The sequence below is a fragment of the Paenibacillus sp. F024 genome (assembly GCF_057814255.1).
In genome coordinates, this window is the sequence record NZ_JBVASZ010000015.1 from 1 (window position 1) to 26,504 (window position 26,504).

At 45.4% G+C, this 26,504-nt stretch carries 24 protein-coding genes; 5 read left to right on the forward strand and 19 right to left on the reverse strand.

Annotated elements, in window-relative coordinates; translation table 11 throughout:
• Nucleotides 1-313 precede the first annotated feature (313 nt).
• Both ACZYR9_RS16205 and ACZYR9_RS16210 read right to left on the reverse strand, forming a co-directional pair.
• Nucleotides 314-589: a hypothetical protein gene (locus ACZYR9_RS16205; protein ID WP_488979534.1), complete on the reverse strand. Its 276-nt coding sequence runs from the start codon at nt 587-589 to the stop codon at nt 314-316.
• A gap of 210 nt (nt 590-799) precedes the next feature.
• Nucleotides 800-1,690 (reverse strand): LysR family transcriptional regulator, encoded by an 891-nt coding sequence (locus ACZYR9_RS16210; protein ID WP_488979535.1) that lies wholly within the window; start codon nt 1,688-1,690, stop codon nt 800-802.
• A 119-nt stretch (nt 1,691-1,809) separates the two neighbouring features.
• Between ACZYR9_RS16210 and ACZYR9_RS16215 the strand changes: the two genes are divergently transcribed.
• Nucleotides 1,810-2,181 (forward strand): CidA/LrgA family protein, encoded by a 372-nt coding sequence (locus ACZYR9_RS16215; protein WP_488979536.1) that lies wholly within the window; start codon nt 1,810-1,812, stop codon nt 2,179-2,181.
• On the forward strand, nt 2,181-2,858 hold the full coding sequence (locus ACZYR9_RS16220) for an LrgB family protein (protein ID WP_488979634.1): 678 nt from the start codon (nt 2,181-2,183) through the stop codon (nt 2,856-2,858). The genes ACZYR9_RS16215 and ACZYR9_RS16220 overlap by 1 nt, the downstream gene beginning before the upstream one ends.
• Before the next feature lie 242 nt (nt 2,859-3,100).
• Here ACZYR9_RS16220 and ACZYR9_RS16225 read toward each other — a convergent pair whose 3' ends face one another.
• From ACZYR9_RS16225 to ACZYR9_RS16270, 10 genes are all read right to left on the reverse strand, one after another.
• Complete coding sequence (locus tag ACZYR9_RS16225; protein ID WP_488979537.1) at nt 3,101-3,796, reverse strand: response regulator transcription factor; 696 nt, start codon at nt 3,794-3,796, stop codon at nt 3,101-3,103.
• A 17-nt stretch (nt 3,797-3,813) separates the two neighbouring features.
• Nucleotides 3,814-5,247 carry a sensor histidine kinase gene (locus ACZYR9_RS16230; RefSeq protein ID WP_488979538.1) on the reverse strand — a complete coding sequence of 478 codons (1,434 nt, stop codon included), beginning with the start codon at nt 5,245-5,247 and terminating at the stop codon, nt 3,814-3,816.
• A gap of 13 nt (nt 5,248-5,260) precedes the next feature.
• Nucleotides 5,261-6,013 (reverse strand): ABC transporter permease, encoded by a 753-nt coding sequence (locus ACZYR9_RS16235; RefSeq protein ID WP_488979539.1) that lies wholly within the window; start codon nt 6,011-6,013, stop codon nt 5,261-5,263.
• The gene (locus ACZYR9_RS16240; RefSeq protein ID WP_488979540.1) at nt 6,000-6,728 is read right to left on the reverse strand and encodes an ABC transporter ATP-binding protein; all 729 of its coding nucleotides are present in this window, start codon (nt 6,726-6,728) and stop codon (nt 6,000-6,002) included. Before ACZYR9_RS16240 ends, ACZYR9_RS16235 begins: the two co-directional genes overlap by 14 nt.
• Before the next feature lie 70 nt (nt 6,729-6,798).
• The gene (locus ACZYR9_RS16245) at nt 6,799-8,070 is read right to left on the reverse strand and encodes a hypothetical protein (RefSeq protein ID WP_488979541.1); all 1,272 of its coding nucleotides are present in this window, start codon (nt 8,068-8,070) and stop codon (nt 6,799-6,801) included.
• Between the two features lie 209 nt (nt 8,071-8,279).
• A complete protein-coding gene (locus ACZYR9_RS16250; protein WP_488979542.1) occupies nt 8,280-8,819 on the reverse strand; it encodes a 2,4'-dihydroxyacetophenone dioxygenase family protein in 540 nt (179 codons plus the stop codon).
• A gap of 82 nt (nt 8,820-8,901) precedes the next feature.
• Complete coding sequence (locus ACZYR9_RS16255; RefSeq protein ID WP_488979543.1) at nt 8,902-9,474, reverse strand: hypothetical protein; 573 nt, start codon at nt 9,472-9,474, stop codon at nt 8,902-8,904.
• Nucleotides 9,475-9,616: 142 nt separating this feature from the next.
• Nucleotides 9,617-10,360 carry a glucose 1-dehydrogenase gene (locus ACZYR9_RS16260; RefSeq protein WP_488979544.1) on the reverse strand — a complete coding sequence of 248 codons (744 nt, stop codon included), beginning with the start codon at nt 10,358-10,360 and terminating at the stop codon, nt 9,617-9,619.
• A 58-nt stretch (nt 10,361-10,418) separates the two neighbouring features.
• Nucleotides 10,419-11,486, reverse strand: a complete 1,068-nt coding sequence (locus tag ACZYR9_RS16265) for a 2,3-butanediol dehydrogenase (RefSeq protein ID WP_488979545.1) — start codon at nt 11,484-11,486, stop codon at nt 10,419-10,421.
• A gap of 48 nt (nt 11,487-11,534) precedes the next feature.
• Nucleotides 11,535-12,806 (reverse strand): MFS transporter, encoded by a 1,272-nt coding sequence (locus ACZYR9_RS16270; protein ID WP_488979546.1) that lies wholly within the window; start codon nt 12,804-12,806, stop codon nt 11,535-11,537.
• Nucleotides 12,807-13,184: 378 nt separating this feature from the next.
• Between ACZYR9_RS16270 and ACZYR9_RS16275 the strand changes: the two genes are divergently transcribed.
• Entirely contained in the window at nt 13,185-15,080 is a 1,896-nt protein-coding gene (locus ACZYR9_RS16275; RefSeq protein WP_488979547.1) for a XylR N-terminal domain-containing protein, read from the forward strand.
• 413 nt (nt 15,081-15,493) lie between these two features.
• Here the strand turns inward: ACZYR9_RS16275 and blaI are convergent, their stop codons facing one another.
• The 3 genes from blaI to ACZYR9_RS16290 all read right to left on the reverse strand — a co-directional run bounded on the left by blaI (nt 15,494) and on the right by ACZYR9_RS16290 (nt 20,057).
• Nucleotides 15,494-15,883: a penicillinase repressor BlaI gene (blaI, locus tag ACZYR9_RS16280; protein WP_488979548.1), complete on the reverse strand. Its 390-nt coding sequence runs from the start codon at nt 15,881-15,883 to the stop codon at nt 15,494-15,496.
• Between the two features lie 87 nt (nt 15,884-15,970).
• Nucleotides 15,971-17,758 (reverse strand): BlaR1 family beta-lactam sensor/signal transducer, encoded by a 1,788-nt coding sequence (locus tag ACZYR9_RS16285; protein ID WP_488979549.1) that lies wholly within the window; start codon nt 17,756-17,758, stop codon nt 15,971-15,973.
• Nucleotides 17,759-17,840: 82 nt separating this feature from the next.
• Nucleotides 17,841-20,057, reverse strand: coding sequence for a penicillin-binding transpeptidase domain-containing protein (locus ACZYR9_RS16290; RefSeq protein WP_488979550.1), 2,217 nt, complete (start codon nt 20,055-20,057; stop codon nt 17,841-17,843).
• 341 nt (nt 20,058-20,398) lie between these two features.
• Here ACZYR9_RS16290 and ACZYR9_RS16295 point away from each other — a divergent pair, with 341 nt between their 5' ends.
• Both ACZYR9_RS16295 and ACZYR9_RS16300 read left to right on the forward strand, forming a co-directional pair.
• A complete protein-coding gene (locus tag ACZYR9_RS16295; protein WP_488979551.1) occupies nt 20,399-20,932 on the forward strand; it encodes a sigma-70 family RNA polymerase sigma factor in 534 nt (177 codons plus the stop codon).
• Nucleotides 20,919-22,046, forward strand: a complete 1,128-nt coding sequence (locus ACZYR9_RS16300) for a DUF4179 domain-containing protein (RefSeq protein WP_488979552.1) — start codon at nt 20,919-20,921, stop codon at nt 22,044-22,046. The genes ACZYR9_RS16295 and ACZYR9_RS16300 overlap by 14 nt, the downstream gene beginning before the upstream one ends.
• A 261-nt stretch (nt 22,047-22,307) precedes the next feature.
• Here the strand turns inward: ACZYR9_RS16300 and ACZYR9_RS16305 are convergent, their stop codons facing one another.
• From ACZYR9_RS16305 to ACZYR9_RS16320, 4 genes are all read right to left on the reverse strand, one after another.
• Complete coding sequence (locus tag ACZYR9_RS16305; protein ID WP_488979553.1) at nt 22,308-23,519, reverse strand: CaiB/BaiF CoA transferase family protein; 1,212 nt, start codon at nt 23,517-23,519, stop codon at nt 22,308-22,310.
• Nucleotides 23,520-23,562: 43 nt separating this feature from the next.
• The gene (locus tag ACZYR9_RS16310) at nt 23,563-24,459 is read right to left on the reverse strand and encodes a hydroxymethylglutaryl-CoA lyase (RefSeq protein WP_488979554.1); all 897 of its coding nucleotides are present in this window, start codon (nt 24,457-24,459) and stop codon (nt 23,563-23,565) included.
• A 120-nt stretch (nt 24,460-24,579) separates the two neighbouring features.
• A complete protein-coding gene (locus tag ACZYR9_RS16315) occupies nt 24,580-25,857 on the reverse strand; it encodes a TRAP transporter large permease (RefSeq protein WP_488979555.1) in 1,278 nt (425 codons plus the stop codon).
• Nucleotides 25,854-26,396, reverse strand: coding sequence for a TRAP transporter small permease (locus ACZYR9_RS16320; protein WP_488979635.1), 543 nt, complete (start codon nt 26,394-26,396; stop codon nt 25,854-25,856). The genes ACZYR9_RS16315 and ACZYR9_RS16320 overlap by 4 nt, the downstream gene beginning before the upstream one ends.
• Between the last annotated feature and the right edge of the window lie 108 nt (nt 26,397-26,504).

Below are 26,504 nucleotides of genomic sequence, written 5' to 3' on the forward strand. Positions count from 1 at the left end.
CATAGGCAAAAGGAGCGGTCAAGCGCTCTTCTTGACGGCTTCTTTTGCCTATGAGATTCTCCAAGCAAGCGGAAGGGTTATGACTCTCGTTAATAGCCATCCACCCACCCAGTAGCGCGAAGAGCCTAAAAAAGCTTCTACGATGTCTAGAACTCTAATTTTTACGGACAATAACTAGAAACGAGAGTTGAAAAAGTCACATCGGACAGATCACCACGGCGACCTGCTCGATGTGACTTTTTCTTGGAAACTTAGAAATATCTGATATGCGGCAATTAAACCTTAGTTTCTATTTTTGTACCCTAAAATGAATTTAACGAACGCGCTTCTCAGGATCAATTTCTTCTATAGTTTCTGCCACTGATTTTCCCAACAAATTCGTATTAAATCGAACAAAATATTTATGGTTTACCATTATTTTTGACATTAACTCTGGGGTAGCCGTAATTTGTTTGTAATTACCCAATTCATCCTGAGCTGTAAAATAATTTTTATCCGCTGTTACCTCAATGACCGTTATTAGTGCACCAGTTGATGTTTTATTAATTGTTAGGAATAAACTAAATACCACGACAACAACAGCAGCCACCAGAGCCACAAAAACTAAAAATTTGGTTTTTATGTTTATCTAATCACTCCCTAACCAATTATCATATTCGTTGACATACAGAAACGTACAATATTTTACCAATATACACCATTTCACATCATAGAAAAAGATATTCGCATATTAACTAATATATATGTTGTTGATCTTAAATAGAGGCTTCCCTTTGATGGATAAGAATAGCATGAACAATCAAACGGCACCGGTAAAAATTTGTTTCGTAAAAGTAATCCATTCTCTTGCGGCCAACGATTGGTAGCCTTCCCTTCTCCAGGCCATCACCGGCTCCCACGGAATTTCCGGATTCACCAAAGAAACCGCTCTTACGGTGTTCAAATCCAATAACCGGCAAATGGTGTCCGGCAGAAACGCAATGCCGAGATCGGCTCTCACCATTTCCCTGATTAAATCCCATTGAGAGCTTTCCGCCACGATGCGGGGAAGGAACCCCGCCGAACGGCATGCGTTTTTGATCCGGTCATGCATGGCGAAATTATTGTTAAAAAATATAAACCGTTCCTGCTCCAGCTCAGCCAGCTCAATTTGCTCCCTCTCCGCTAACGGGTGCCCGGGATGCACCAAGACCTTTAACCGATCCTTCACAATCGGAAACGAATCGAATACCGCTTGATCGATCGGCCACAGCAAAATGCCTACGTCCAGCAGCCCCTCTTCAATGCTTTCCCCGATTTTTCTTGCACCGTCCTCGACCATCTTCATCGTGATGCCCGGATAACGATCCTGGAATTGCTTAATCACGTCCGGAAAAAAACTCGAACCCGCCATGGGCGGCAAGCCGATTCGAATGCTGCCCTTGTTCAGGAAAGTCAAATCATGGATTTCCGTTTTTAAATTTTCGAACATCTTCAGAATCGGCCCGGAATGCTGGTAGATCGCTTCGCCCACATCCGTCAATTGAATCTGTCTGCCGCTGCGGATAAAGATGTCCGCATTCAATTCATTTTCTAAATTTTGAACCATTTTGCTTATGGTCGGCTGCGTAATATTTAAATTCTCTGCAGCTTTGGTAAAATTATTGCACCTTACGATCTCTGCGATGTACTGTAAGTGACGCAATTCCATCGGTATCCCCCTGTTACAATAATAGATAAATGGAATGATTTTGATTCTATAAATTCATTTTACCTATGGAAACACTTTTTGTATACTCACTGTAAGCTGCAGCGAAAGGGGGGCGAACCATGAAATCATGGTTGTTTACAGGTGTACAAGTGTTGTTCTTCATCGCGATAGCCAAAATAGCGAATGTCATCGTCCTATGGTTCGGCTTACCGGTTCCTGGCTTTGTCGTGGGGATCGGTCTGCTGTTTGCGCTGCTGAAAAGTAAGGTCATTCGCCTGGAGTGGGTCGAATCGGGGTCCAAATGGCTGCTTGCCGAAATGCTGCTGTTTTTCATTCCAGCCTTCGTAGGCATCATCAATTATAAAAGCTTGCTGGAAGATCATGGTTTAGCTATTATCGTCGTTATCGTGATTAGCGTATTCGCCGTCATGCTTAGCAGTGGACTCGTAGGCCAGCGGCTGTCCGCACGAAAAGAGAGGCAGGTGCCGTGATGGATGCCTTGTTTTGGCTGGGCTGCACCATTTTCATTTACTGGGTATCCAAACGGATTTATATCCGGTATTCTAAGGTTTATTTGACTCCTCTGCTCGTTACGCCGCTTGCCGTCATTACGCTTGTTGAGACCGCAGGCGTTTCCTTTGAAACTTACAACCAAGGAGGCGAGTGGCTTACAGGCATGATGGAGCCCGCTACCATCGCTCTTGCCGTCATTTTATACAAAAATCTCGACACGCTTCGAAAGCATGCTTACATCATTACCGCCAGCGTAAGCTGCGGCGCTTTAGCCGCGATCGTCACATCGGCCGGACTATCCCATCTGTTCGGTTTACAGGAGGAAGTCATATCCAGCCTTGCACCGCACTCCTCCACGACACCTGTCGCTCTGGCCGTCTCCGATCTGACCGGAGGCATTCCGACCGTCACTGCACTGGCCACGTTGATTACCGGCCTGATCGGCATCATCGCAGGTCCGCTGATCATCAAATGGTTTCACCTCCAAAGCCCCGTCTCCCGCGGCATCCTTCTGGGAACCGGCGCTCACTCGGCCGGCATACGCCAAGCGTTAGAGTATAGTCCCGTCTCCGGGTCCATTGCCGTCGTTTCCATGATGTTGACCGCGTTCATCACACTGTGCGTCGCACCATGGATCGTCTGGCTGTTTTGGTAGCTTGCTAATTTTATCCGCAAAATTCCGCGTCATTTGAAGTGAATAAAGAAAGGACTATATATATAAATCAAGAGGTGATAAAGTTAATCCTTCATCACCTCTTTAACATGGAACAACGAGCTTTATTCCTTTTTTCTGTGAGTCTTTCATGGCCTTCTCCGATCCGCCTTGCGCCGCGGGATAGCATAAGATGCTGCAATCCCTGCCCTTGCAGCGATAATTACCATTGAGGCATCCGGTTGTCAAACCATAAACCTGTAGCCCGATCCCCAGACCGTTCCTATGTATTGAGGCTTGGACGGGTTCTCCTCGATTTTCTCCCTAATCCGTGCAATATGTACCGTAACCGTAGAGGCATCGCCAAGCGCGTCCATCCCCCAAATCCGTTCAAACAGCTCTTCCTTGCCGAATACCCGATTGGCATTTTGCAAAAGAAACAGCAGCAGGTCGAATTCCTTTTGGGCCATCGTTACTTCCTTCCCGTTCACAAACACCCTTCTGGAGTCCTTTTGGACCTCCAGCCCTCTGACCTGGAGCTTGCTGACTTCGCCAACCTTTCCAAACCGTTCTTTCATTCGATTAAACTTATTCAAATGAGCGTTGACCCGGGCTACCAGTTCACCGGAGCTGAAAGGCTTAGTAATATAGTCATCCGCGCCGAGGCCAAAGCCGTTAATTTTATAAATTTCCTCCGCCCTGGCCGATACAAGAAGAACGGGAATGTCCTCTTTAACGCGGATCGTTTTCAACACCTCGAATCCGTCCATCCCCGGCAGCATAATGTCCAGAATAACGAGGTCAAACGTATCTTTCTCCAGAGCTTTCAAACCGTCCGTTCCGCTATTGACGATCCTTACTGAAAAGCCGCTCAGCTCCAAATAATCCTTCTGCAGATTGGCTATACTTGGATCGTCTTCAACAATCAGTATCCTTTTCATTATAACCTCCAAAAATGCTATACCTTTTTTAGAGATATCATCATGCGGGTTCCTTCCCCGAGGGCGCTTCTAACCCAAATGGTTCCTTCATGCCCTTCTACAATTTGTTTGGCGATAGCCAGCCCAAGACCGCTGCCGTCCGCACTCTTTCTTGACGGATCCGCACGATAAAATCGTTCAAAAATATGGGGAAGGTCATTCTCCGGAATTCCTTTTCCATTGTCCCTGATTTCGATGATAGCGGATGTCCGGGTTTCCCTTAGTAGGATATCAACCTGTCCGTCCGTCTTTTCCATGTACTTCTTGGCATTATCAAGAATATTTTGAATGACCCGCTTCAGCCTTTCTCTATCGATAAAAATAAAGACGGTCTCCTTCAATTCGCTGATCAGCGTCAGTTTGATATTCGCTTTTTCATATTCATAGCGATGGTCCGATACGCAATCCTCGAAATATTGCTCCAGATTCGTTTTTTCAAAATGATAAGGGATTTGATTCAAATCCAGCTTGGAGTACAAAAGAAGATCATCAATCATGGCATTCACCAGTATGGCCTTCGATCGTGCCGTCTCCAGGTATTCCTCCATTTTTTCCGGCGTGTTGGCTACCCCATCCATAATGCCTTCAATATATCCTTTAATGGAGGTCACAGGGGTCTTTAAGTCATGAGAGATGCTGGATACCAAAAATTTTCGGTTTTCATCGTATTTCTGCTGCAGATAAACAGACTCCTTCAGCTTAATCCTCATAAGCTCCAGCGTCCTGCTTAGCTCCCTGACCTCTCCATCGCCATCTTCGGCAATCCCGAAGCTTAAATCGCCTTCACTCATTTTGACGGCGGCATTCCTCAGCCTGGAAATCGGTGTAATGATGCCGCGGGAGAACCGGTAGGAAACCCAAAAGTTCAAAATTAAAAAAGACAGGATAAAAAAACCGGCCGTAAAAATGCCAAAAAACAGGTAAAAGCCCGTTTTCAGTCGGATCGGCGCAAGCAGCAATAAAACGCCCTCTTCTCCCGTTGGAAGGCTGTAATCCGCTCTATCAAACATATACGTTCGGCCGTCGAGCTCCAGCGTATCCAGGTTAGAAGCATTGTCGGATAGCATTAAGCTTTTTTCAATATCGATTCCATTAAACTTGGCCGTGGAATATAATACCACTCTGTTTTTTAAGATAACGGCATGAGCCCCCAAAGCCTTCACCCGCTCGGACAGCTCCTGCTGATATGCTTTGTCCAGAAGCTGTTCGAACTCGAAGGCTTGCGCTGCCCTCTTGATCTCACCAATTCCCGATCTGATTTCAAAGATTTTTTTGAAATCGTTGATACTCGCTTCCGGGCCAAACACTTTCGTATAAGCGGCAACAAATATAATGACAGCTAAAACGGTTAATGCAATGGACCCCAGCACGGTTAGCGCATTCATCGTAAAAAAGCGTTTGGTTAATTGCATTTGGATGACCTTTCTATAGATCCTTGCGGTCGAACAAATAATAACCCGCGGTAAATAACATTATACCACAGCCTGACATGATTAGGATCTGACGAAATAGTTTAAACCCATTGACCGTTTCCGAAATCCAGAGCGTGTACCAGTCAAACATGGAGGTGATAAAAAAACTTGAAAAATGGGTAAAAACGATGCCCAAAAAGTTAAACCCGATAAATACAATAATGGAGAGAAAAAATACCGCCAGTCCTCCGCGAAGGATATTAGACAGCAATACGACGAGAAGAGCAAACACAAATACAGGAAAAAACGTTGCGGTATATGACCCTACAACCCTTACGATTCCCAGCAGGCTGACAGATGATGGATTAAAAATAAGCCCGGCCAGTAAAGAAAGGACCATGACAAAAAGCAGGTTCGCAAAAATGAACAAGGCGATATTCAAAACCTTCGCGCTAAATACGCCAAATCTGGATACAGGCCTGGTGAGCGTTATTTTCATGGTGTTTGATGAAAATTCGCCGTTAAACATATCGATGGCTACAAAGGTCGCAAAAAGAGGCAGGATCGTATAAGTAAACATCGATAGTACCACTAAAGGAAATTCGGTACCGCCGACGACTCTTAATCCAAGGCCATGCTTAATGGCCGTTACGGCAATTTGTCCAACCAAAACGGCAAGAATGGATAAAATGGCGGCCGCTATCAATTTTTTCTTTTTCAAAAGCTTGACGGTTTCATTAAGAAAAGCAGCCTTAAACCCTGCCATTTCGGTCCACCTCGCTGACAAAATAATTTTCAAGGGAAGAATAATTGGAAAGGATGTTGTGGGTATAATCCACATTGACCAGCTTTCCCCCGTAAACGACTCCGATTCTGGTGCAGGTCAGCTCCACATCGTGAATCAGGTGACTGGAAATAAAGAATGTCGTGCCTTCTTCTTCAGAAAGCCGTTTAATCATTTTCCTCATATCCAGCATCCCCTCGACATCCAATCCGTTCAAAGGCTCGTCTAATATTAACAGCTTGGGATTAGAAAGAATCGCTGCCGCCACCCCAAGCCTTTGTTTCATGCCCAGCGAGAACTTTCTTGATTTTTCATTTTTGTATTTTAACATGCCGGTCATTTCGAGACATTCGTCCATTCTTTTCTGATCGACCTGCGGATAAAACCTGGCGAACAACTTCAAATTGTCGTTAGCCGTCAAATAAGGATACGACTCCGCTGTCTCGATAATACAGCCCACATGCTTCATGGCATTCACATAGTCCTCAAAAATGCTGGCTCCAAAAATCTTCACATCCCCGCGATCCGGCTTCATGAGTCCGGCCATCATTTTCATAGCGGTCGTCTTTCCTGCGCCGTTAGGCCCCAAAAAACCGAATATATCTCCTTGATCGACTTCCAAATTCAAATCGCTAATTCCGCGGCCGTTATTATATACTTTGGTTAGACTGGTGATTTCAATCGCTTTGTTCGTCAACGAAAACATCCTCCGATATATGACATAGCTGTCCCTCAAGTGAAGTTTCACTTGAGGGACGGTCCTTCGATTACTCTTCAAATACGCGAACAAATTCCCCGTCAAAATATTCGTGATTTACGTTAGATCTGTATGAATTTTCGTCCAAAACCTCAATATCGAGCTGGAGATAAACTTTTCCGGTATTGCTTGGATGAAGCTCGCCGTTTTTCTGCTCGCCTTTGGCATCGGTATAAGTAAAGAAAGACATCGGCCTATTCTTTGGTTCGTATTCAAAATTAAAGTTAACCTTGTCCGGATATTCGGCTTCGAATCCCGGCTTGACGGTTTCGTAATACTTGCCGGTCACTTTATTATTTTCCACACTCGTGATTTCAAGGAATCTCTCGCCGATTTTTACGAATTTCCCGTCTTTCTCCATAATGATGTTATTTTTGTATTTCCCTACATACTTGCTGCTAAAGCCCCCCGAGTCGCTTACCTTCTCGACGTTTGCACCTGTCAGGTCAGGCATTGTAATCTTCGTATTTCCGATGTCGGATAGCTTGAGTACCACATTCAGCGTTAAATCATGCTGTGCTCCGTTTTTGTCTTTTCCCGAAAGAATCACTGTACCCGTCAAATTTTCCAATAATCCCGCCTTGGTCTCAACAGCTGATCCCGTTATTTTTTTAACGAAAACATCACTTTCAATGTCCGGCAGCTTCGAATTTCTTTCCATCCGGCTTTGGTCGCTAATATACTGCTTTAAACCATAGGAAGCAACGGCATTGACTACGGCAGGCACTTGCGCCTCAGACAAGCTTCCCGAGTAATTCCGTCCCCCTTCAGGTCTTTCTTCCGCCTGCACATAGTCCTTCAGATTGCCGACCAACGCGTCGACGATCTTTTCGATCTCCGGCGCCCCCTTCTCGTTAAAAGGGTTGTTAAACTGGTACATTTGGCCCCTGTTCATATCTTCGGGGAATTCCGTCACATAATATTTGTTATCCGTTCCGTTTTTCCAAATCGAAAGCTTAGGATCGGCATACGAGTAATGGCCTGTGGTTTCGCCGCTTGACATTTGGGTCATTGTTGAATTTTCGGATACCTTCTTATCATTATCGGTTTTATTGAACATGGAGGTTTGAAGCAAGGTTTGATCGTTATCCTTCAATGTGATCAGCGTCTCAATCGTGTAGTTGTTTAATCCCTTCTCCATCTGCGAGGCGCTGTTTTTTACGGCATCCTTTAACCGGTCATAGCCTGAGCCCAGAGCCATATCTGCAAAAGCTGTAGATATAAAAATAGCCGCGCCGACAGTAAATGAGAGGAAGGTAACTGCTTTTTTGCTAAGTTTCATTTCGGAACTCCTTTATTCATATTAGGGGAAACGTTTCCTTACTTCACATTATAAACAGGGCTTATTGAATCGATCTAAATAAACTATTAACAAATTATAAACACTAGCGGCAAGAATAGAAATCAAAAAAGATGACCCCTGACGATACAGGAGCCACCTTTGGGCAGCTAACACTTTCACTTTTTCATTCCGTGTCTACCATCGGACAATCAAAGATACAACTGCTTGTTGATCGGGATGTTATGCTCCCGGCAGTAGCTTTCGTAGTGATTAATGAACCACCATACATCAACGGTCTCGAGGAAAATGGCATTCTCGTCGTAAAACTCGATCGGTCCTTGAAGCCAGCCGAACAGCTTGACGCCGTCCGGGTGGTCACTTACTAGCGTATGCGTCTCTCCTGGTGTTTCGTAGATGAAGTCTCCGGGACCCGCTACCCAGTCATATTCGAGATAGCGCACGCCGCCTTCCAGACAGAGCATGACTACCGTCCCCCTGTGCCTGTGCGTGCCGATCACGCCCGGCGACTTGATCCAAAGAATGTTGCTGTAGATGTTGTTGCGGACGTCAAAGGCAAGGTGGCGAATCGCAGCGTTGTCGCCGAACGGAACCCACGGGCTTTCCTGCCCCGCTACGAACTTGCCCTCGACGCCATGACGCTTGATCACATCGGCATAGGGCTCGGGAATATCGACAATCTTGTAAGCGGACGGCGGCGCCGTCATCTTCTTATCGGACGTTTCGGACATACTCCATTCCTCCTTGGTTACGGTGTAATCCTATCATCAACAACGACAGCCAATGGAAGCATCTCTGAAAAAGCAGGCTTCTTTATTTAGCAGCTGTCTGCCCATGATATACCCAGTAATTTTCACCCTTTTCCTTCTCTAATTGGTCAAGGATCTCTAGATGGATGGCTTTTACTTGTTGTGGTGTGATTAAATCCTCGGGATCCACTTTTTCTATTTTTACGCTAGTTTTGTCTTCATATAAATGCTCACCCTTCAGCCTTCCTCGCTCATCATATGGCCACAGGAAGACTTGCCGGCTGCTTAAATGGTAATACGCTTCCAAATCATCGACCTGAAAGCCCATATTCGCCAGGTCCTTTCCCTTGGTTATCTGATGAAAGGTAAGCTCATCGGCAATACCCCAGTCGGCAACGGCAATGCGATCGTCTGAATTCCAGAGAACAGCTTCCTTTACGCTGTTGTAAAAGTCAATCACCCCTTGTTTTCCTTCGATAACCACAGGATTCTCACCCCAAGTCACGCGATAAACAGGATCGTCCGCCATCATATCCTCGGCGACAATCTTTTCAAATTGACCGGATGCCTCAAGATGAACGTGTCTTCGGTAATTAGTGAGAATGGCTCTGTGCAATGGATTTTCCGTTTTGGTCAACAGCTCCTCCACCGCATCCATACAGTGACGTATTTGATATTCAAACCGGTTCATTCAAAATTCCTCCCTTTATATTGGTTATACAGCCGGATGTTCTAGTTGAAATGTATGATCAATGGATTACAAGCTGCCGAAGCCAATTCTATTGGGCGCAATACCCGCCATCAATCACCAGTTGACTGCCTGTTGTAAACTTGGATTCATCCGATGCCAAGTAAAGAATGCCGTTGGCAACATCGATGGGCTCGCCGAAATGACCTATGGGAAGCAAAGACTTGACGTATTCCACATCTTCAATATTTGACATCATCGGTGTTTGAATATAGGCCGGATGAACCGTATTGACTCTGATTCCTGTGCCTGATTTCGCGCAATACAGAGCTGCAGATTTAGATAACAGATCTACTCCTCCCTTGCTTGCGCTGTAAGCTACCAGTCCAGGATCACCAACCAAGGAAACAACGGATGAAACGTTAATGATGGATCCTCCGCCAGTCTGCTTCATCGCTTCTATACCATATTTGGTACCTAAAAAAGGACCGTCGAGATTGATGCCCAGAATTTTATGCCATAGCTCCAATGTGGTATCTTCGATCGCAGCAAATTTTCCAATCCCGGCGGAGTTGACAACGACATCAAGCCGGTCATAGGTTTGAAGAACCGATTGGAGGACAGACTTCCACTCCTTCTCTATGGAAACATCATGCTTTATAAAAATAGCGCGACCACCATTGGATTCGATAAATTCTGCCACTCTTAAGCCATTCTCTTGATTAATATCCGTTAATACCACCTTGGCTCCTTCTTTGGCGAATAATATCGCTGTCTCCTTTCCGATCCCCGATGCTGCACCTGTTATCAAGCAAACCTTTTCCAGTAATCTCATTCTTCATTCCCTCATTTCTTATGTAAATTAAGAATTGAGCGGGCTTCCTATCATTTAATTAAAGATTTTCCCTTTTTGGTGTAACCAGAATCTTTGAATGCGATTTATCTGTCAAAAGGCTTTTAAACCCTTCTTCCACAATTTGATCTAATGAAATTTTTTTGGTAATCAATCCCTTTGCATTTATTTTTCCATTGGCAATTAACGAAATCACCTCTGGGAAAACGTGCCGATAAGCACAGGAAGATCGAATCCTCCTTTCGTTTAACACAAGCAGATTAGGATTAAATGTTACCGCCTTTTCCCATAAGCTTACGATGACCATTTCCCCGCCCGGCTTAACGCTGTTAAGCGCTTCCAAAAAAGAGATTTCTACACCTGCGGCTTCATAACTAACCTCCACACCCAGGTCGCCGGTGATATGATGAATAGCCTCCACCGTTTTCTCTTTTATAGGGTTAATGAAATGGGTGGCACCTAATTCTTGGGCTTTAGCCAAACGGCTCTCCGATACTTCCACGGCAATAATTTTAGCTGCGCCTGCGGCTTTGGAGGCTTGGATCAGAAGCAGCCCAATGGGACCGGCTCCAAATACGGCACATGTATCTCCCACCTTTAAGCTGCTTGAACGAACGGCATACACAGCCACTGCTGCCGGTTCAATGATCGCACCTTCTTCAAATGAGATGTTATCGGGCAGTTTATGTACCAAGTGATCCGGTACCGTTGTATATTCTGCAAATCCTCCCCCATTGGACGTAAGGCCATGAAATCCGCGTTTGGGACATAGATTATAACGGCCGGTTTGGCAATGAATACAAGTACCGCAGGTTAAAATCGGTTCTACGGTTACACGGTCGCCAATCGCCAAATGGGTCACGCGATCTCCTATTTCAACCACTCTGCCGGCAAACTCATGACCCAAAATCACCGGAGCTACCTGCCCTGTTAATGGATGGGGTTCAGAAACGGGGATGGTCATAGGTCCTGATACATATTCATGAAGATCGCTGCCGCAGATACCGCACCACTCGACCTCAATTTTAACCATTCCCTCTCCGATGACGGGTTCATCCGCCTCTACTACCCGGACATCTTCTAATCCGTACCATATGGCAGCCTTCAACCTCATCCTCTCCTTTGCGGCAAAACATCATTTTATAGATTAGTCGGATCAAATGTTTGATATAGTAGATGATGCTAACTCTACTTCTCTTTTCGCCTTAACCTTAATCGGCGACGTTTCGATTAAAAGCAACGAGAGCAAAGCACTTATAAGAGCAAATGCCGCTGACATCAACAACGGAGCCATGATCCCGTAATGGTCGGCAACGACACCGCTTAGCGATACGATTCCAACTCCGCCTATTAATTCGCCGACACCCATTGTCAATCCCACGGCTGCCCCAATATATTTCCGAGGAATAGTTTCAGCCGGAATGATCGACATAAACAGAGCCATGGGTCCCGGTCCTGCGCATCCGATAACCACAAGGATCATCAACATCCAAAATGGACCGTTGAAAAATATGATCGCTAAGGGGCCTAGCATGGAAATGAATGAAAATGTAATCATCGCGGGCTTTCTTCCCCAGCGATCAGACAGCGCCGGTACAACAAATCCCCATACGGCCGCGCTTATACCGACTGCTGACATGACGTAACTCATGATATCGGGCGAAACTCCTTTAGCTTGAATCAAATAAAGAGGTGCAAAAGTAAAAAGCAGAGTATACCACGGGATAAAGAAAATACCGATAAGGACGCATAATACGATATTTCTGTATTTCAACAGATCCCTGACACGGACGTTTTCGTCCTTTGTATTCCCATCGGTTGAAATGGATTCGGATTCATTAGAGGTTTTCGGTTCCCGGATATATCTCCATATCAAGAATGCTATAATCAGGCCGGGAATTAATGTGAGTAAGAACGTATTTCTCCAGCCGATGGCCATGGCGGACGATACAAGAACGATCGGTCCTAAAACACCGCCCAGGAAATTCGATGAAAAGTTTTGTAGAAATCCCAGGTTGAAGCCGCGCCGCGATTCTGATGATTCCACTGCTAAAATGGATGCGCCTGCAGGAAAGAATGGCCCTTCAACCAAACCCATAAGCATACGTATGAAGAGCAAGAAGAGAAAGCCTGTCACCACGCCTGTCATAAACGAGCAAAGAGAAAAAAGCAAAACCGAGATTGCTAAAAATACCTTTCTCTTTCCCAAACGATCCGCAAAATAACCTCCAAAATAACCTCCCAGTGCCCAAGTCAAAGAAAATCCTGCAATAATCAAACTAATCTGGGTATTGGTCATAGGTACATCTTTAATAATAAACGGCATCAAAAAATTAACGGCCAGCCGATCGAAAAATAAAAATCCCCATCCCAATGATAGAATAAGCAACAGTTTATTTTCGTAAACCCAAAACCTCCTGTTTTCCATGCGCTTCACCCTTTCAAAAAGGTAATAGGAAATCAGATGGATAAGACCTCATAAGACCTCATTATACTTAGGCTGATTCGAAAGGTACTCTGCTGGCCCTGGTGACCAGCAGATTGGATCTAGATGCTGTTGAAATACAGCTTCGACTGGATTCTCAAGGCCGAGAAGATCCTCACCTCCTCAATATGTCTCGTTCGATATTTCCATTAATTACCTTATCCTTGTAATTGATTGTATCAGGAACAATATCATTACTCCATATTCATACCAATCAAAATCAAATGAAGAATTTATCAATTTTGTTTAGCATTATTGTATAAAATGATGCTATATTATTTGTACAATTAGTTTATCGTTGCTTAGGAGCGGTGATCATGGATGTTTAACAACTCTGACTTCAGTTCGTATATTACGTTCGATGCAGTTACTGGAAAAATTCATCTCAAGGATCAGCGAATGATTTTGGTCGGAGCGGATGCCATGGGCATACTGCGCCGAGATCTGATTAGGTCGTTAGGAATGGATCAAGCCAAAAAGATTTTGTTGCGGTACGGCAGACATTACGGTAAAGAGTTTGCTAAAAATTTGAAAGCGCTTTTTTCTCTGGAATCCCCCTTTGAATGGTTCCATGCCGGCCCGCAAATGTCTAAAATGACCGGAGCTTATTTATCTCACAATGCTCAAATTATATATAATCACAATACCGGGGAATACTTTGCCGAAGGGTACTGGCATAACTCTTACGAGGCCGAACAGCATGTGAAGCATTTTGGCGTACATCATGAGCCCGTTTGTCATACATTAATCGGGTTTATCGGGGGATATGCATCCGAACATTATGGCAGGGATATTATTGTGAAAGAGATCAAATGCGTTGGGAAGGGTGACGAACATTGCCTTATGATTGCCAAGCCTGCAAAGGAATGGGATGAGAAGGACTTGCTTGATCAACTGGAGCAGGATAGTCAAGAAATGATAGAAATCAATAGCCCATTTCTTAAAATAGAACAGCAGCGGGATGTTTATAAAAGATTGTTGAAATTTAATGAAAAATTATCCGAAATTTTAATCCAGGGTCAGGAGCTGTCCTCCATTATCAAATATTTAGGCGAAACCCTACATCTTGGCGTTGCCCTGGAAGATAAAAACTTCAAGCTCATCGAATCCTTTGGCTTATTTAAATACAACATGCTGGATATGATTAAATTTAAAAATCATATTCTTTTCTCCGAGCAGTTGAAAGATATCAAGCAGCCGGTCCATTATACGTTTTCAGAAGGTACCGGTTGGTCGCATGAACGTCTAATATGTCCTATTCATACCAAAAACGGCCTATTTGGTTATATTTCCTTAATTAAAGATTCCGGAGAGTTTGATGAAACGGAGTTTTCTGCATTGGAAGCAGCTGCGAAATTTTGCTCCATCCAAATGCTGCAAACCATCACTCGAATGGAAGCGGAGCATCGCTTAAAAAACGAGTTGTTCATCGAACTTCTAAAAGAGAATTGCCAATCGGATGAATTAACCTATAGATCAAAATTAATGGGATACAATTTAGAGCTGCCGCATTACCTCTTTCTCGTTCAATTCATTTTCAATGATCCGAATGCCGACCAGACGAAAGAATTACAAGTTCAGATCATCGATACCATTCATACTCAAATCAAAAGCTTCGGGTCACATCCTTCATGCCTTTTGACAAGCAAGTCCCATCATATCGTCGCTTTAATCCCGCTGGAATTGCTTGAAAAGTCAGGCATCGGAGCAAAACCGTTGGCGCAATTGCTAATGAAAGCGATCCAGAGTAAATATAAAGAGATTAAAATCACATTTGGTATCAGTTCGGTTTGTGAAAACATAAAAGATTACCGAAGGGGATACGAAGAAGCGCAAAAGGCCGTCCAATTGCTAACGGTTCGGAAGAAAAATTCAAGCATCGTTTCTTTTGAGGAGCTCAGCACCTTCTCCAAACTGATCAATCCTGAAAATACGGATGAATTAAAAAAATTTGCCGACAGCTTGCTGCTAGGCATTAGGGAATATGATGAAAAAAATAACAACCAATTGTTAAGAACGCTGTTCTATTATTTAGAGAACCAGGGAAACATCCAAAGCACATCGCAGGATCTGCATATTTCTATCGGCGCAACAAGGTATAGACTAAAAAGAATACAAGAAATTAGTCATCTGGACCTGACGATTTCCAAAGATTTTTATGAAGCGCATCTCGCTTTGCAAATTCTTATCTTTTTAGAGGGCATAGATATTTACTGACGGGTCAGGCGCCGCGGACACCAAATCCTATCATACAACTGGGTCCTCGCGGCTTATTTTTCATATCCATTACTAATATCGGCTCTCGAACCTTTGAGTCAGCCGGATAAACACCTCTATGTTCTCCTGCAGCCACAGTAACTAGAATTTGATTATCCTTTTGCAAGGCTAAGCTTTGGTGAGGTCCATGACGTCCTATACAATGGATCATCAATCCCGTGATACCAAGTTCATAAAAGACAATATACGGCGGCTAAATATAGAAACAGGAAAAAGATTGCTCGAAAGGACTATCTTTTTGTAATTCCTTTCCCTAAAAATAACCACCCCATAACAAAAGTGGACGCCATCTTTCCCGTTTTAAGGGTTAGAGTGCGTCCTTCGCTTTCCGTTATTCATTTTATTGCTCAGCCTCATGTTTTACGCTTATCGGATTTTTCATGCAAAATGGAGCGCAGCTCTTTGATCTCCTCCTCGGTCAAAGTTTGCTCTTCGAAAAACTGAACCAGCATCGATTTCATCGTCCCGCCATAAATTCGTTTAAGAAAAGACTGCGTTTCGGCGCGTTGACATTCGCTTTGCGTATATAGAGGAAAGAAGGTATAAACCCTTTGATCCTGATTGACGCCGACGGCCTGTTTTTTGACCAGCCGATCCAACAGAGTACGAATCGTCTTTGGTTTCCAATCCGTTTTTTCCTGCAAGGAGTGGATGACTTCGTTTGCGGCTTGGGGGGCCTTTTCCCATAGCACACTCATGACTTCCCATTCTGCCTCCGAAATTCTTGGCACTTGTTTAGACATCCCTATCCTCCTCATCCATTCCATATGTAGTTTACATGCTATCTTCGGAAATCTCCCATGTCAATGTTCGGCGGAACAGCCTAGAGATCATGAATATATACCCTTATCCCTCAAAATCTTTAATGTGATTTCCGCCGCCTTACTACCGCTCGAGTGATCTTCATTTTGAATGTTTGTGGCAAAGAAGTAGGTGTTCCCATGGTTCTCTACATATCCGATAAACCATCCGTTTATATTTTTATAATTCACAGAACCTGTACCTGTTTTGCCTGAAAGATGGGCACCATTTCTTTCTTCCAATTTGATTGCAGCTTTCACGGTCCCGATATGTTTTTCCTGAAATCCGAATTGGTTTGTATACAATGCCTTCAGAAATTGCACCTGCTCAACAGGAGATATTTTTAATGAAGATTCCAGCCAAAACGGCTCCGGCCCACCGGAAATATCGGCATTCCCATAACCCATTTGCTTTATATATGCCTGCAGATTACTACGATCCATCCTGCTCTCCATAGCCTGAAAATACCAATTTACGGAGTTCTTCATCGCCGTAAACAAATTTTGATCCTTGTTCCATGCCTCATATGGATACGTCTGGCCGTTCCATTCGATGAAGGAGTTTTGGTCCGAAATGACGTTGGACTCCAAACCCATCAAAGCGCTATAAATTTTGTAAGTGGAATCCGGGGAAATCCTCCAGGTGCTTTTCCGTTCGTTGTAAATCCGATATTGATCGGCTTGCATATCGTATAATACAAAAGCTCCTTCATAACCGGAAAAATAGGAGCTTAGATCCTCGTAAACGGTACGATCGCCAGTAAAGGAATAGCGTTGATCGTTGTGGTCGTTGTCACGGGCCATCGCGGAAACGAACGGAATCTGGCTTAAAACGAAGATACCCGCAAGCAAAAATACAGCGATGCTTTTGATTTTCAACCGCTTGGATTCGGCCCGAAAGCTGGCAATCGTTTCGATGCGTTTTTTGATTTGGCTTTTTGGACTGACGAGTTGACTTGCCAAAGCGAAATTCATAGGCCGTGACGCTCTATCCGCAAAATTGATAATCGTATTGCCGTATTCGGCGTGGCAATGGTCGTCCAATGATTGCAGCACAGCGATATCGCAGGCGATTTCACGATCCAATCTCATTTTTTTAAAGGCAATCCAAACGAGCGGATTGAACCAATAAATGAGCTGAAACGCGACGATCCCATAATTCGTGATATTATCCTTGCTTTTTAAGTGATTCAATTCGTGCAGGAAAATATATTTGATTTCATCCATAGAAAGCCATTCGGCGAATCGGACTGGAAACACAAGATACGTCTTAAAAAAACCAATCATCATCGGAGATTTTACAAGCGGCGATTCCAGGACAATCAATTCTCTATCTATATGCAGTTGCTGTTTGCACCGCTCTAACAAGTCTAAAACCTCTTGATTGGATACGCGACGGGACCTATTTTTCATATCCCTGATTTTGAGCCAAGAATGCATGGTTAACAAAGCCAAAGCGAACATCCCGATAAGCCACACTGCGGCGGTTATGATCTGAAGCAATGGCGGAGCGGCGCGATTTACGGAAATCGTGAAATCCTGCAGCCAATACGCATTTCCGAATTCTTGATTTCCGGAGTCGGTTGCAGAACCGCCAAGTGTATCGTAAAGACTCCCGTCGAAGCCTGTAAAAACCGTTCCGAATTGAAAAATATGACTCGGGATCAGCGGAATCGTTAAGGCAAATAACAAAAGAAACCATATATTATAATGCCATTTGGCCGTAAGCTGCTTTCGGAAGATGGCTTTAATCAGCATAATACCCACGGTGGAAAAAAAAGAAACGATGACACTTATCACAAACATCGAAAAAAACATGCTGCCTGTCTCCTTCCTTCAACCTTTACAATGGTACCCTACTAACTATCGCATTTCTTTGTCGATTTATCAAACTAACGTCTTAATACAGGCCCTCCATGTACGCTTTGAGAACAGGCGCCGTTTTACGTACGACATAAGCACTCCCGCCGCGATTTTGCACATCTTCGATCATGACGGCCATCAATATGTCTGTCCGATCCGCATCATAAGCCACGAACCAACCGTTCTCCTGGCCTTTCTCCTCTTTGCTTCTTTTCAACTCCGCAGTACCGGTTTTCCCCGCAATCCGGTGACCTTTTAGATGTGCCCCGTGTCCTGTACCCTTGGGATTTTCGACAACCTCAAGCAGCATCCGGTTAACCGCTGCGGCCGTTTCCTGAGCCAGAACCGGGTCTCCCCATTTTTTCCCCAAAGGTTGCTCTCCTTCCTTAAGCTCCAGTACCGGCGTGATCAGTTCCCCTCCATTGATAAATGGGGTATAGGCTAAAGCCAGGTGCAGCGGACTCATAACGACTTCTCCTTGTCCGTAGGAGGAATCGGCCAACAGGATTTCATTGGTTATACCATTGTTCGATAGACTCGCCTGGGGAAACGGATACGAAATCGGCAAGGGCTTTCCAAACCCGAATTTTTGTGCCTCCCTGCTGAAATGGTCCGTACCGATTTCGATGGCCTCTTGAGCCAAATAAATATTGTCCGAGTTTACGATAGCTTCCGTAAGGTTCTGAACGGGAACATCCCTCACCCGTTTCACGTAATAGCTGCCCCAGCTTTCATCTTTCGCCCACCGCAATCCATCGATAGTCTTGATCTCATTGACCGAGCTTACCCCAAGCTGTAATCCGATAGACGCGGTGATCGGTTTAAATACGGAGCCGGGTGCGTACAGTTTGGTAAATCGGTTTAATAGCGGCTTCCTGGGATCTTCATTCCACGAATTCCATTGCTCCGGAGATAACCCTTGAATAAACAGGTTCGGATCGTAGGCCGGACTGCTGACTAAGGCAAAAATCTCGCCCGTTCGGGGGTGAATGGCAGCTCCCGTTCCCGCGTCACCGTCTAGCGATCGATACATCGTATCCTGCAGCAGCGCGTCGATCGTCGTATGGATGTCCTCTCCATCTATCGGCTCGACCTTGGCAAGAATTGCTTTCACCTGTCCGTCCGCTTTGACGATGGTGATTTGGACGCCGTCCCGCCCCCTTAAGCGTTCCTCGTAAATCTGCTCCATTCCCGCTTTCCCGATAACGTCGGCAGGACCGAACTGTTTGTCCGGATGATTTTCGATATCCTCGGAAGTGACTTGTCGGATATACCCGGTCAAATGAGCGGCGGCTTCACCGTATGGATATACCCTTGCGTTCTTAGTTCTCTTGGTGACCCCTTGCAAATCGCTAAAATCAAGCTTAACCCGATCTCCCGTCACATGCATGATGGGTACGAAAGCATCGTCTTTAGCCCATGACGCCGCGAGTTTTTCCTGAATAAACGATTTCGGAACTTCAATCCTCTCCGCGAGCTTGGCGATTGTTTCCTCCCTCGCATCGACCATCTGCCCCGGAACGATCCCCAGCACTTCGATACTTCCGTTTGAAGCAAGCTCCCGGCCAAACCGGTCGTAGATGCCTCCTCTTTCCGCCTTCAACGTATGTACGTTCACCTTATCTCCTTTTTCCATGGACGGGAAGAGCAAGAATTCCTTCCATGCCACTTTCCATTCCTGATTCGTTTCTTTGTTCCTCACGATGGGCATGGCACCGTCAACAGCGATCGGCCCTGCCGCGGTGTCCAGCTTAAGCTGATAAGGGAACATCTTCGTGTCCAATGCATCATCTTCCGCTTCGTCGGATTGAACAACGGCGGAAACGCTGAGGTTGCTCATGCCGATTCCTTCATAAATGGAACGATAGCGAGTGACGAATTCATCCTTCGTAATCGCGTTTTGGGCCGATTCGGAGATCAGTTCGTACATTTGTTCATATTGTCCCTGCTGCCAATACCCGATATAGCTTGCGAGCACGTCTTCCGGTTGAAGCTTCTTCTCTTTGCAGCCCGTCAGAACGAATAGAAAAAGTAACATGCAAATGAAATGACGAACATTCTTCATAAGGCACTCTCCTTTCAAGGCGTCCAGCGCAACCTTGGCAGCCTGTGCAATAAGTGAGTTGTCGTAGCCGGCATCCTGAGTATCGCGGCTTGACACATGCTTTTCCGTAATGGGCGAACAGGTAACCAAGTCATCGCCGGAATAGGTGATCATTTCGTCGAGCTCCTCAATCGAGCTGTTCAGCAGCACCGCGCCTGCCGCCAATACCTTGTATGTAGACGCGTATGCGAACCGCTCATCAGGCCGGTAAGCGATTCATCAAAATATAAAATGCGGAAACTGTTTAACCTACCCTCCTTTTCATACATTGATTACTTACGTAATCTTATACTACAGTTGTAATCTATAATTGTCAAACTCATCATCTCTCGTCTAATCACGTTACTTTTGATCCAAAAACCAAAGTACCTCTTAAATGCGAAGTGTGAAACACTTCTTGAAAAGATCACGTCAAAATAGATGTGACCATATACCGGCCGGACCAGTCTAACTAATGTATATACAAAACAAGAATGAAAGGAGTGTTCAAAGTGAATCTGACAAAACTTGCCGTTCAAGCCATAGATGGCGACAGTGATGCATTTATCAATCTTGTTAAGCATCTGGAAAACTCTTTGCATTATATGGCCAAATCCATTGTTAGAAAGGATGAGGATGTCGCGGATGTCCTGCAGGAAACCATCATGAAGGGTTATAAATCGATTCATTCCCTTCGTGAGCCAAAATATTTCAAGACCTGGATCTTCCGAATTCTGATCAATGAATGCAACACCATTCTCGCAGGCCGCTCCCGCACTGTAGCTTATGCAGAAATCCCGGAGACTCCTGCGGCCTCCGACGATTACGATCATGTGGATATGAGGGATGCCGTGGACCGGCTGGAAGAGCAGCAGCGGATCGTTGTGATTCTTCACTACTTTGAAGACTTACCGCTTCGGCAGGTGGCCAGTGCCCTGGACATCTCGGAAAGTGCCGCCAAGATGCGCCTTTCCAGAGCGCGCGATACGCTTCTGAAAAATTTAACATTACTTCGTGAAGGGAAGATGTACTATGGATCGATTTAAACTCGAGAACGAATTGAAAAAGGGGCATACCACAGATACGGCTATGTCATCGCTTGTCCGATCGCGTCTGGATGAGACCTACGCTTCGCTCTCGGAGCTCTCTGTCCCGAGAACAATAAGACCGAAACGTTCACGACTTCGCCGCGCAGCCTCCGTCATTGCAGCAGCAAGCATTTTTGGAACGGTGATCTTCGCTTCGGGCTTTGTGTCCCCGGTTATGGCGGTTTCGCTCAAGAATATTCCTTTCATAGGAAGTATCTTCAGCTCTATTGAAGCCGACATCGGACTCCGAAATGCCGGCGACATCGGGCTTGCCTCCACCATGAACAGCAATGTTTCTTATAAAGATGTCAAGCTTGAGGTGACCGAGACGGTGTTCGACGGAAGCCGGGCCGCTTTTCTGCTTAATGTAACGGCCCCGAATCTGCACAACGGCGAATATAATAACGGAAAAAAGGTCGTAGAACTCAGCAGCGCAATCCAGAATATAGGCTTCACTATAGATGGAAAAAGACAAGACGATTCAGGTATAATACTGAAAGGCTTATATTACGGAAGTGCCGGGGAAGCACATCCTAACTTGCTGATCTTTGAACAGGTACTAGATCCGTTCGGCACGGGCTCTATTCCCGATTCATTCAACGCGGAGGTATCGATCACTCTCGAAGGAATCGACCATGAGTTTAAACTGGACCTCCCCTTCCATAAACACACGGATAATATCGTAAGCGTGCATCCCAATGCGGTTGCTGCCAATGATGAGCTTACTTTTTCTGTCAACGACCTACAGGTAACACCGGTGACTACTCGCTTTTCCACCTCCATGGCATTGAACAACGTGGTCGCTTTAGAGCCAAAAGATGAAATAAGGCTAATTCGTATCGGTGCAGCCGTATTTGACGATCAAGGCCGCCAACTGCCTGCCCTAAACGGGGAGGGTGTGATTGAAGCGAACCGCCTGAAGTTTGACAGCCTATACGGATCAACTCCTGGGACGACCAACTATTTGATTGTAAAGCCATTTGTAATCAAGGATGACTTCACGGAAAATGTACAAGAAAATCAATACATCAAGGGATTGGAAATAAAAATCGAGCTGCCTGCTTCCAAATGATTAAAAGCGAGAGACTGCAAAAGTTACTTTTGTCAGTCTGTCTTTACTGCTGGAGGAGAAATGTATGTATGAGCTATCGCCGGCTTATTTAAAAAAGGAGAGTACGATGAAAATAAAAGAACCTGAACATGAACCACGAATTCACACGTTCTTTATCTCGCTGGGGCCCAGCCTATCGACTTTAATAACAAGCCAAAAACCATCTTCCTGCCGGTTAACCCTTAGCAAAAAGATGGTCTTATGATTCATGCAGGCCCAATTTTATATAATGCCTTTTTCCTGCAGCTTGGCTATTTGATCATCCGTTAATCCGATCCCTTTGAACACTTCGACATTATGCTCGCCCAGTCTCGGTCCCAGCCACTCTACTCTTCCCGGCGTTTCGCTTAGTTTCGGCACGATGCCGGGCATTTTTAAGCTGCCGATATCCGGGTGCTCCATTTCCAAAATCATATCGCGCGCCTGATAATGAGGATCAGCCATAATATCTTCAATATTGTAGATGGCGCCCGCCGGTATGCCGTTGTTATTCAACAGCTCCAAACATTCGTTAAAATTATACGACATGACCCAATCTTTAATAAGCGTTTCAAGATAATCGGCATGCTTTACCCGTCCATCGTTGGTTAAAAATCTTTCGTCTCCCGCCAAGTCATCTCTTTTCATCACCCGCACCAGCCGCTGAAAAATATTATCGCCATTGGCGGCCAAAACAATGTACTTTTCGTCTTTGGTTTTATATAGATTGGAAGGAACGATGCCAGGCAGGATGGAACCCGTTCTTTCACGGATAACCCCTGCTTTATGATATTCAGGCACCATATTTTCCATTAAACTAAAAATCGCTTCATATAAAGCAACATCGATTTCTTGACCTTTTCCTGAGTGAACGTCCCTGTTATACAGTGCCATTAAAATACCGATGACGGAATACAAGGAAGCTACGGAATCGCCTATGCTGATTCCTACTCTTGTCGGAAGACGATCAGGATACCCCGTTAAATGACGCAGTCCGCCCATGGCTTCGCCGATCACACCGTAACCGGGACGATCATGATAAGGACCATTCTGGCCATATCCTGAAATATGAGAAGTAATCAGCCGCGGATTCAATTGCTCCAAAACCTCTTTAGTCAGCCCCCATTTAGCGATGGTGCCGGGTCGGAAGTTTTCAATCAGGACATCCGCTTCTTTCAGCAGCTTTTTGGCAATATTGAGCCCTTCTTCAGACCTGCAGTCCAGTGTAATACATTTTTTATTCCGCGATTGAATATACCACCAAAGAGAAGTCCCGTTATCGTGTAATTTCCGCCATTTACGAATTTGATCTCCGCCTTGCGGCGGTTCAATTTTAATAACCTGAGCTCCAAATTCAGCTAGTATCCGGGAACAAAAGGGACCTGCAATGAGGGATCCCATCTCCACTACTTTGATACCCTCTAAAGGCAATTTTTGATTGTTGGCCGTATCCATTTTCCATCACTTCCTTAAAGTCAATCTGAGTTATGACTTGCAGTTATTTATTATGCTTAACGCGCCACAATTGACTATCCAACGGTTTATTGAAGTAATCGTTTATCAGATCCGAGGCCTTCAGCAATTTCATAAAATCAATTCCCGTTTCGATCCCCATGGAGTGCAGCATATCTACCAGGTCTTCCGTGGAAATGTTTCCGGTGGCTCCGGGAGCATATGGACATCCTCCCAGTCCTCCAATGCTGCTGTCATAAGCGTATATACCCGCTTCAATGCCTGCAATAACATTAGCCAAGCCTCTACCATAGGTGTTATGGAAGTGCAGTTCAAATTCGATTTCCGCAAATTCTTTTTTCAGTGCGCTCATATAATCGAACGTTTGATACGGATTGGCGATGCCGATCGTGTCGCATAATCCGATTCGTTCAAAACCGGAGGCGGCAAGCCCGTTCACGACTTTTAACACGCGTTCGAGACTTGTTATACCTTCGAACGGGCATCCGAAAACGGTGGAAACGGAAGCTCTTACGTACAGGCCATCCCGCTTTGCTCTTGACGCGAGAATTTTCAATTCCTGAATGGAATCTTCCGTCGTTCGGTTCAAATTTTTAAGACTGTGCGAATCCGTTGCGGACAATACAAAAGTCGCACCGTGGATGCCGGATTTGACGGCACGCTCATAACCCCTTTCATTCGGGATTAGAGCAAACAGCGTAACCGGCAAATCTTTCGTTTGAGCTATGACTTGCTCGGCATCCGCTAGATTGGGAATCCATTTAGGATGAACGAAGGAAGTGGCTTCAATTTCATCAAAACCGGAGGCGGCCAACTGCTTGATAAGCGCTACCTTTTGCTCGGTATCCAGGTTTTTGCTCTCATTTTGCAAACCGTCCCGCGGACCGATTTCAATAATTTTCACTTGATTTGGAAGGATCATAGGTTGTACCTCCGATTTGTATACATATAATTTCTTTGTATACAATTATAAAATTTAGATACACTTTTGTCAATTGTGTTTCATGATGAATCGCCCTATCACCTGTCTCTATTTATCACCCTAGGTTAACCAGTCTAAAGGCACCAGTACGAGCTGAGGGAACAAAGTGAGCAGGATAAGTACGATGACCTCGACCAGCAAAAACGGCCAAACGCCTTTCATAATGTCCTCCATGCTGATTTTTCCGACACCGGCCGCCACGTTCAGTACGGTGCCTACAGGCGGTGTCAACAAGCCGATACAGTTATTCAGGATAAACAAAAGACCGAAATAAACCGGATCGATGCCTGCAGCGGTAACGATCGGCATCAGTACCGGCGTCAGGATAAGCACCGTAGGCGTCAAATCCATTGCGGTACCGACCAGCAATACGAGGATATTGATTGCAATCAGCAGCAGCAATTTATTCTCTATTAACGGACCGAGCATGTCGGTGAGCTCGGCAGGGATATTGGCTACGGTGATCAGCCACGACGATACCATAGCCGCTGCGGCCAAAAACATCACGACGCTGGTCATTTTCCCTGCGGAAATCAATACGCGGTACAAATCGCTGATTTTCAGTTGACGGTAAACGACAAAGCCGACGAATAAGGCGTAAAATGCCGCGACCACCGCCGCTTCCGTCGGTGTAAAGATGCCGAACTTCAGCCCGCCGATAATAATCGCCGGCAGGATGAGCGCCCATACCGCCTGCACCGTAGCCTTCGCAATTTCCTTGCCGGATTTTCTCGGCATGACTTTGTAGTCTCCCTTGCGGACAATGATAGACCACGTAATCGCCAAGCCGACGGCCAACATAATGCCCGGGACAATACCGGCCATAAACAATTTGGTAATCGACACCCCACTCGTGACGCCGAAAATAATCATCGGAATGCTCGGTGGGATAATCGGCGCAATGATGCCGCCGGCAGCGATCAAGCCTGCGGAACGGTTTTTGTCGTATCCCGCATTAGCCATCATCGGGATCAGGATCGCTCCTAACGCGGCCGTATCCGCTACTGCAGAACCGGACAAACCCGCGAAGATAATCGCCCCGATAATCGCCACATACCCGAGTCCGCCGCGGATGTGACCGACAAGCGCCATGGCGAAATCAATGATGCGTTTGGAAATGCCGCCCGCATTCATCAATTCCCCTGCCAGAATAAAGAACGGAATTGCGAGCAGCGGGAAGTTGTCCGCGCCGTTGATCAGGTTTTGGGCCATGATCTGGCTGTCAAACATTCCGACGGCAAACATCAAGCAAAGTCCGCTAACAAGCAGTGCAAAAGCGATCGGCATGCCCAGCGCCATAGCGCCTAGCAAAGAGCCTAAAAATACGGTCACGATCATTTCGACACCTCCTGGAGCACTGGGCTCGCCTCGGTGGAAAGCAGCTCCTCGGACTCTTGCGTCCGCGTTAAATCGTTGATGTCCGCCTTACCGAACAAGAGACGGTAAATTTTCAACACAATAATCACAGCCATACCGACTCCCATCACAATTCCTGTACCGTAAATATAGGATAACGGCATATTGGTCGCCGGAGCCAAACTGTCCGCGTTCAACAGCGTCATTTTCCAGCTTCCCTCGATAATCAGATACAAAACCACCAGCATAATCAAGTTACTGACGAGATAAACGGCTTTTTTCAGCGGTTTCGGCAGCCTTTTGACCAGCATGTCGACGCCCAAATGGGCATTTTCTTTCAGCGCCATGATGGCGCCGATAAGCACAAGCCAAACAAACAAAAACCTTGCCATCTCCTCCGACCAGGTAATGCCGGAGTTAAACGCGTATCTCAAAACGACATTTCCGAATACAAGGACGGCCATAACCGACAAGGCCAAAGCGATGAGCCCGTTAAACAGGCGGTCTATTGTTTTCCCCACACTTTTCAAGCTAAATCTCCCCTCTCTTCATATTTCAATTTCCTCCATACTTATACTCTTCTTGAAGAAAAGAAAAGGACCATTGCTGGTCCTCCAATGCTGATTCCG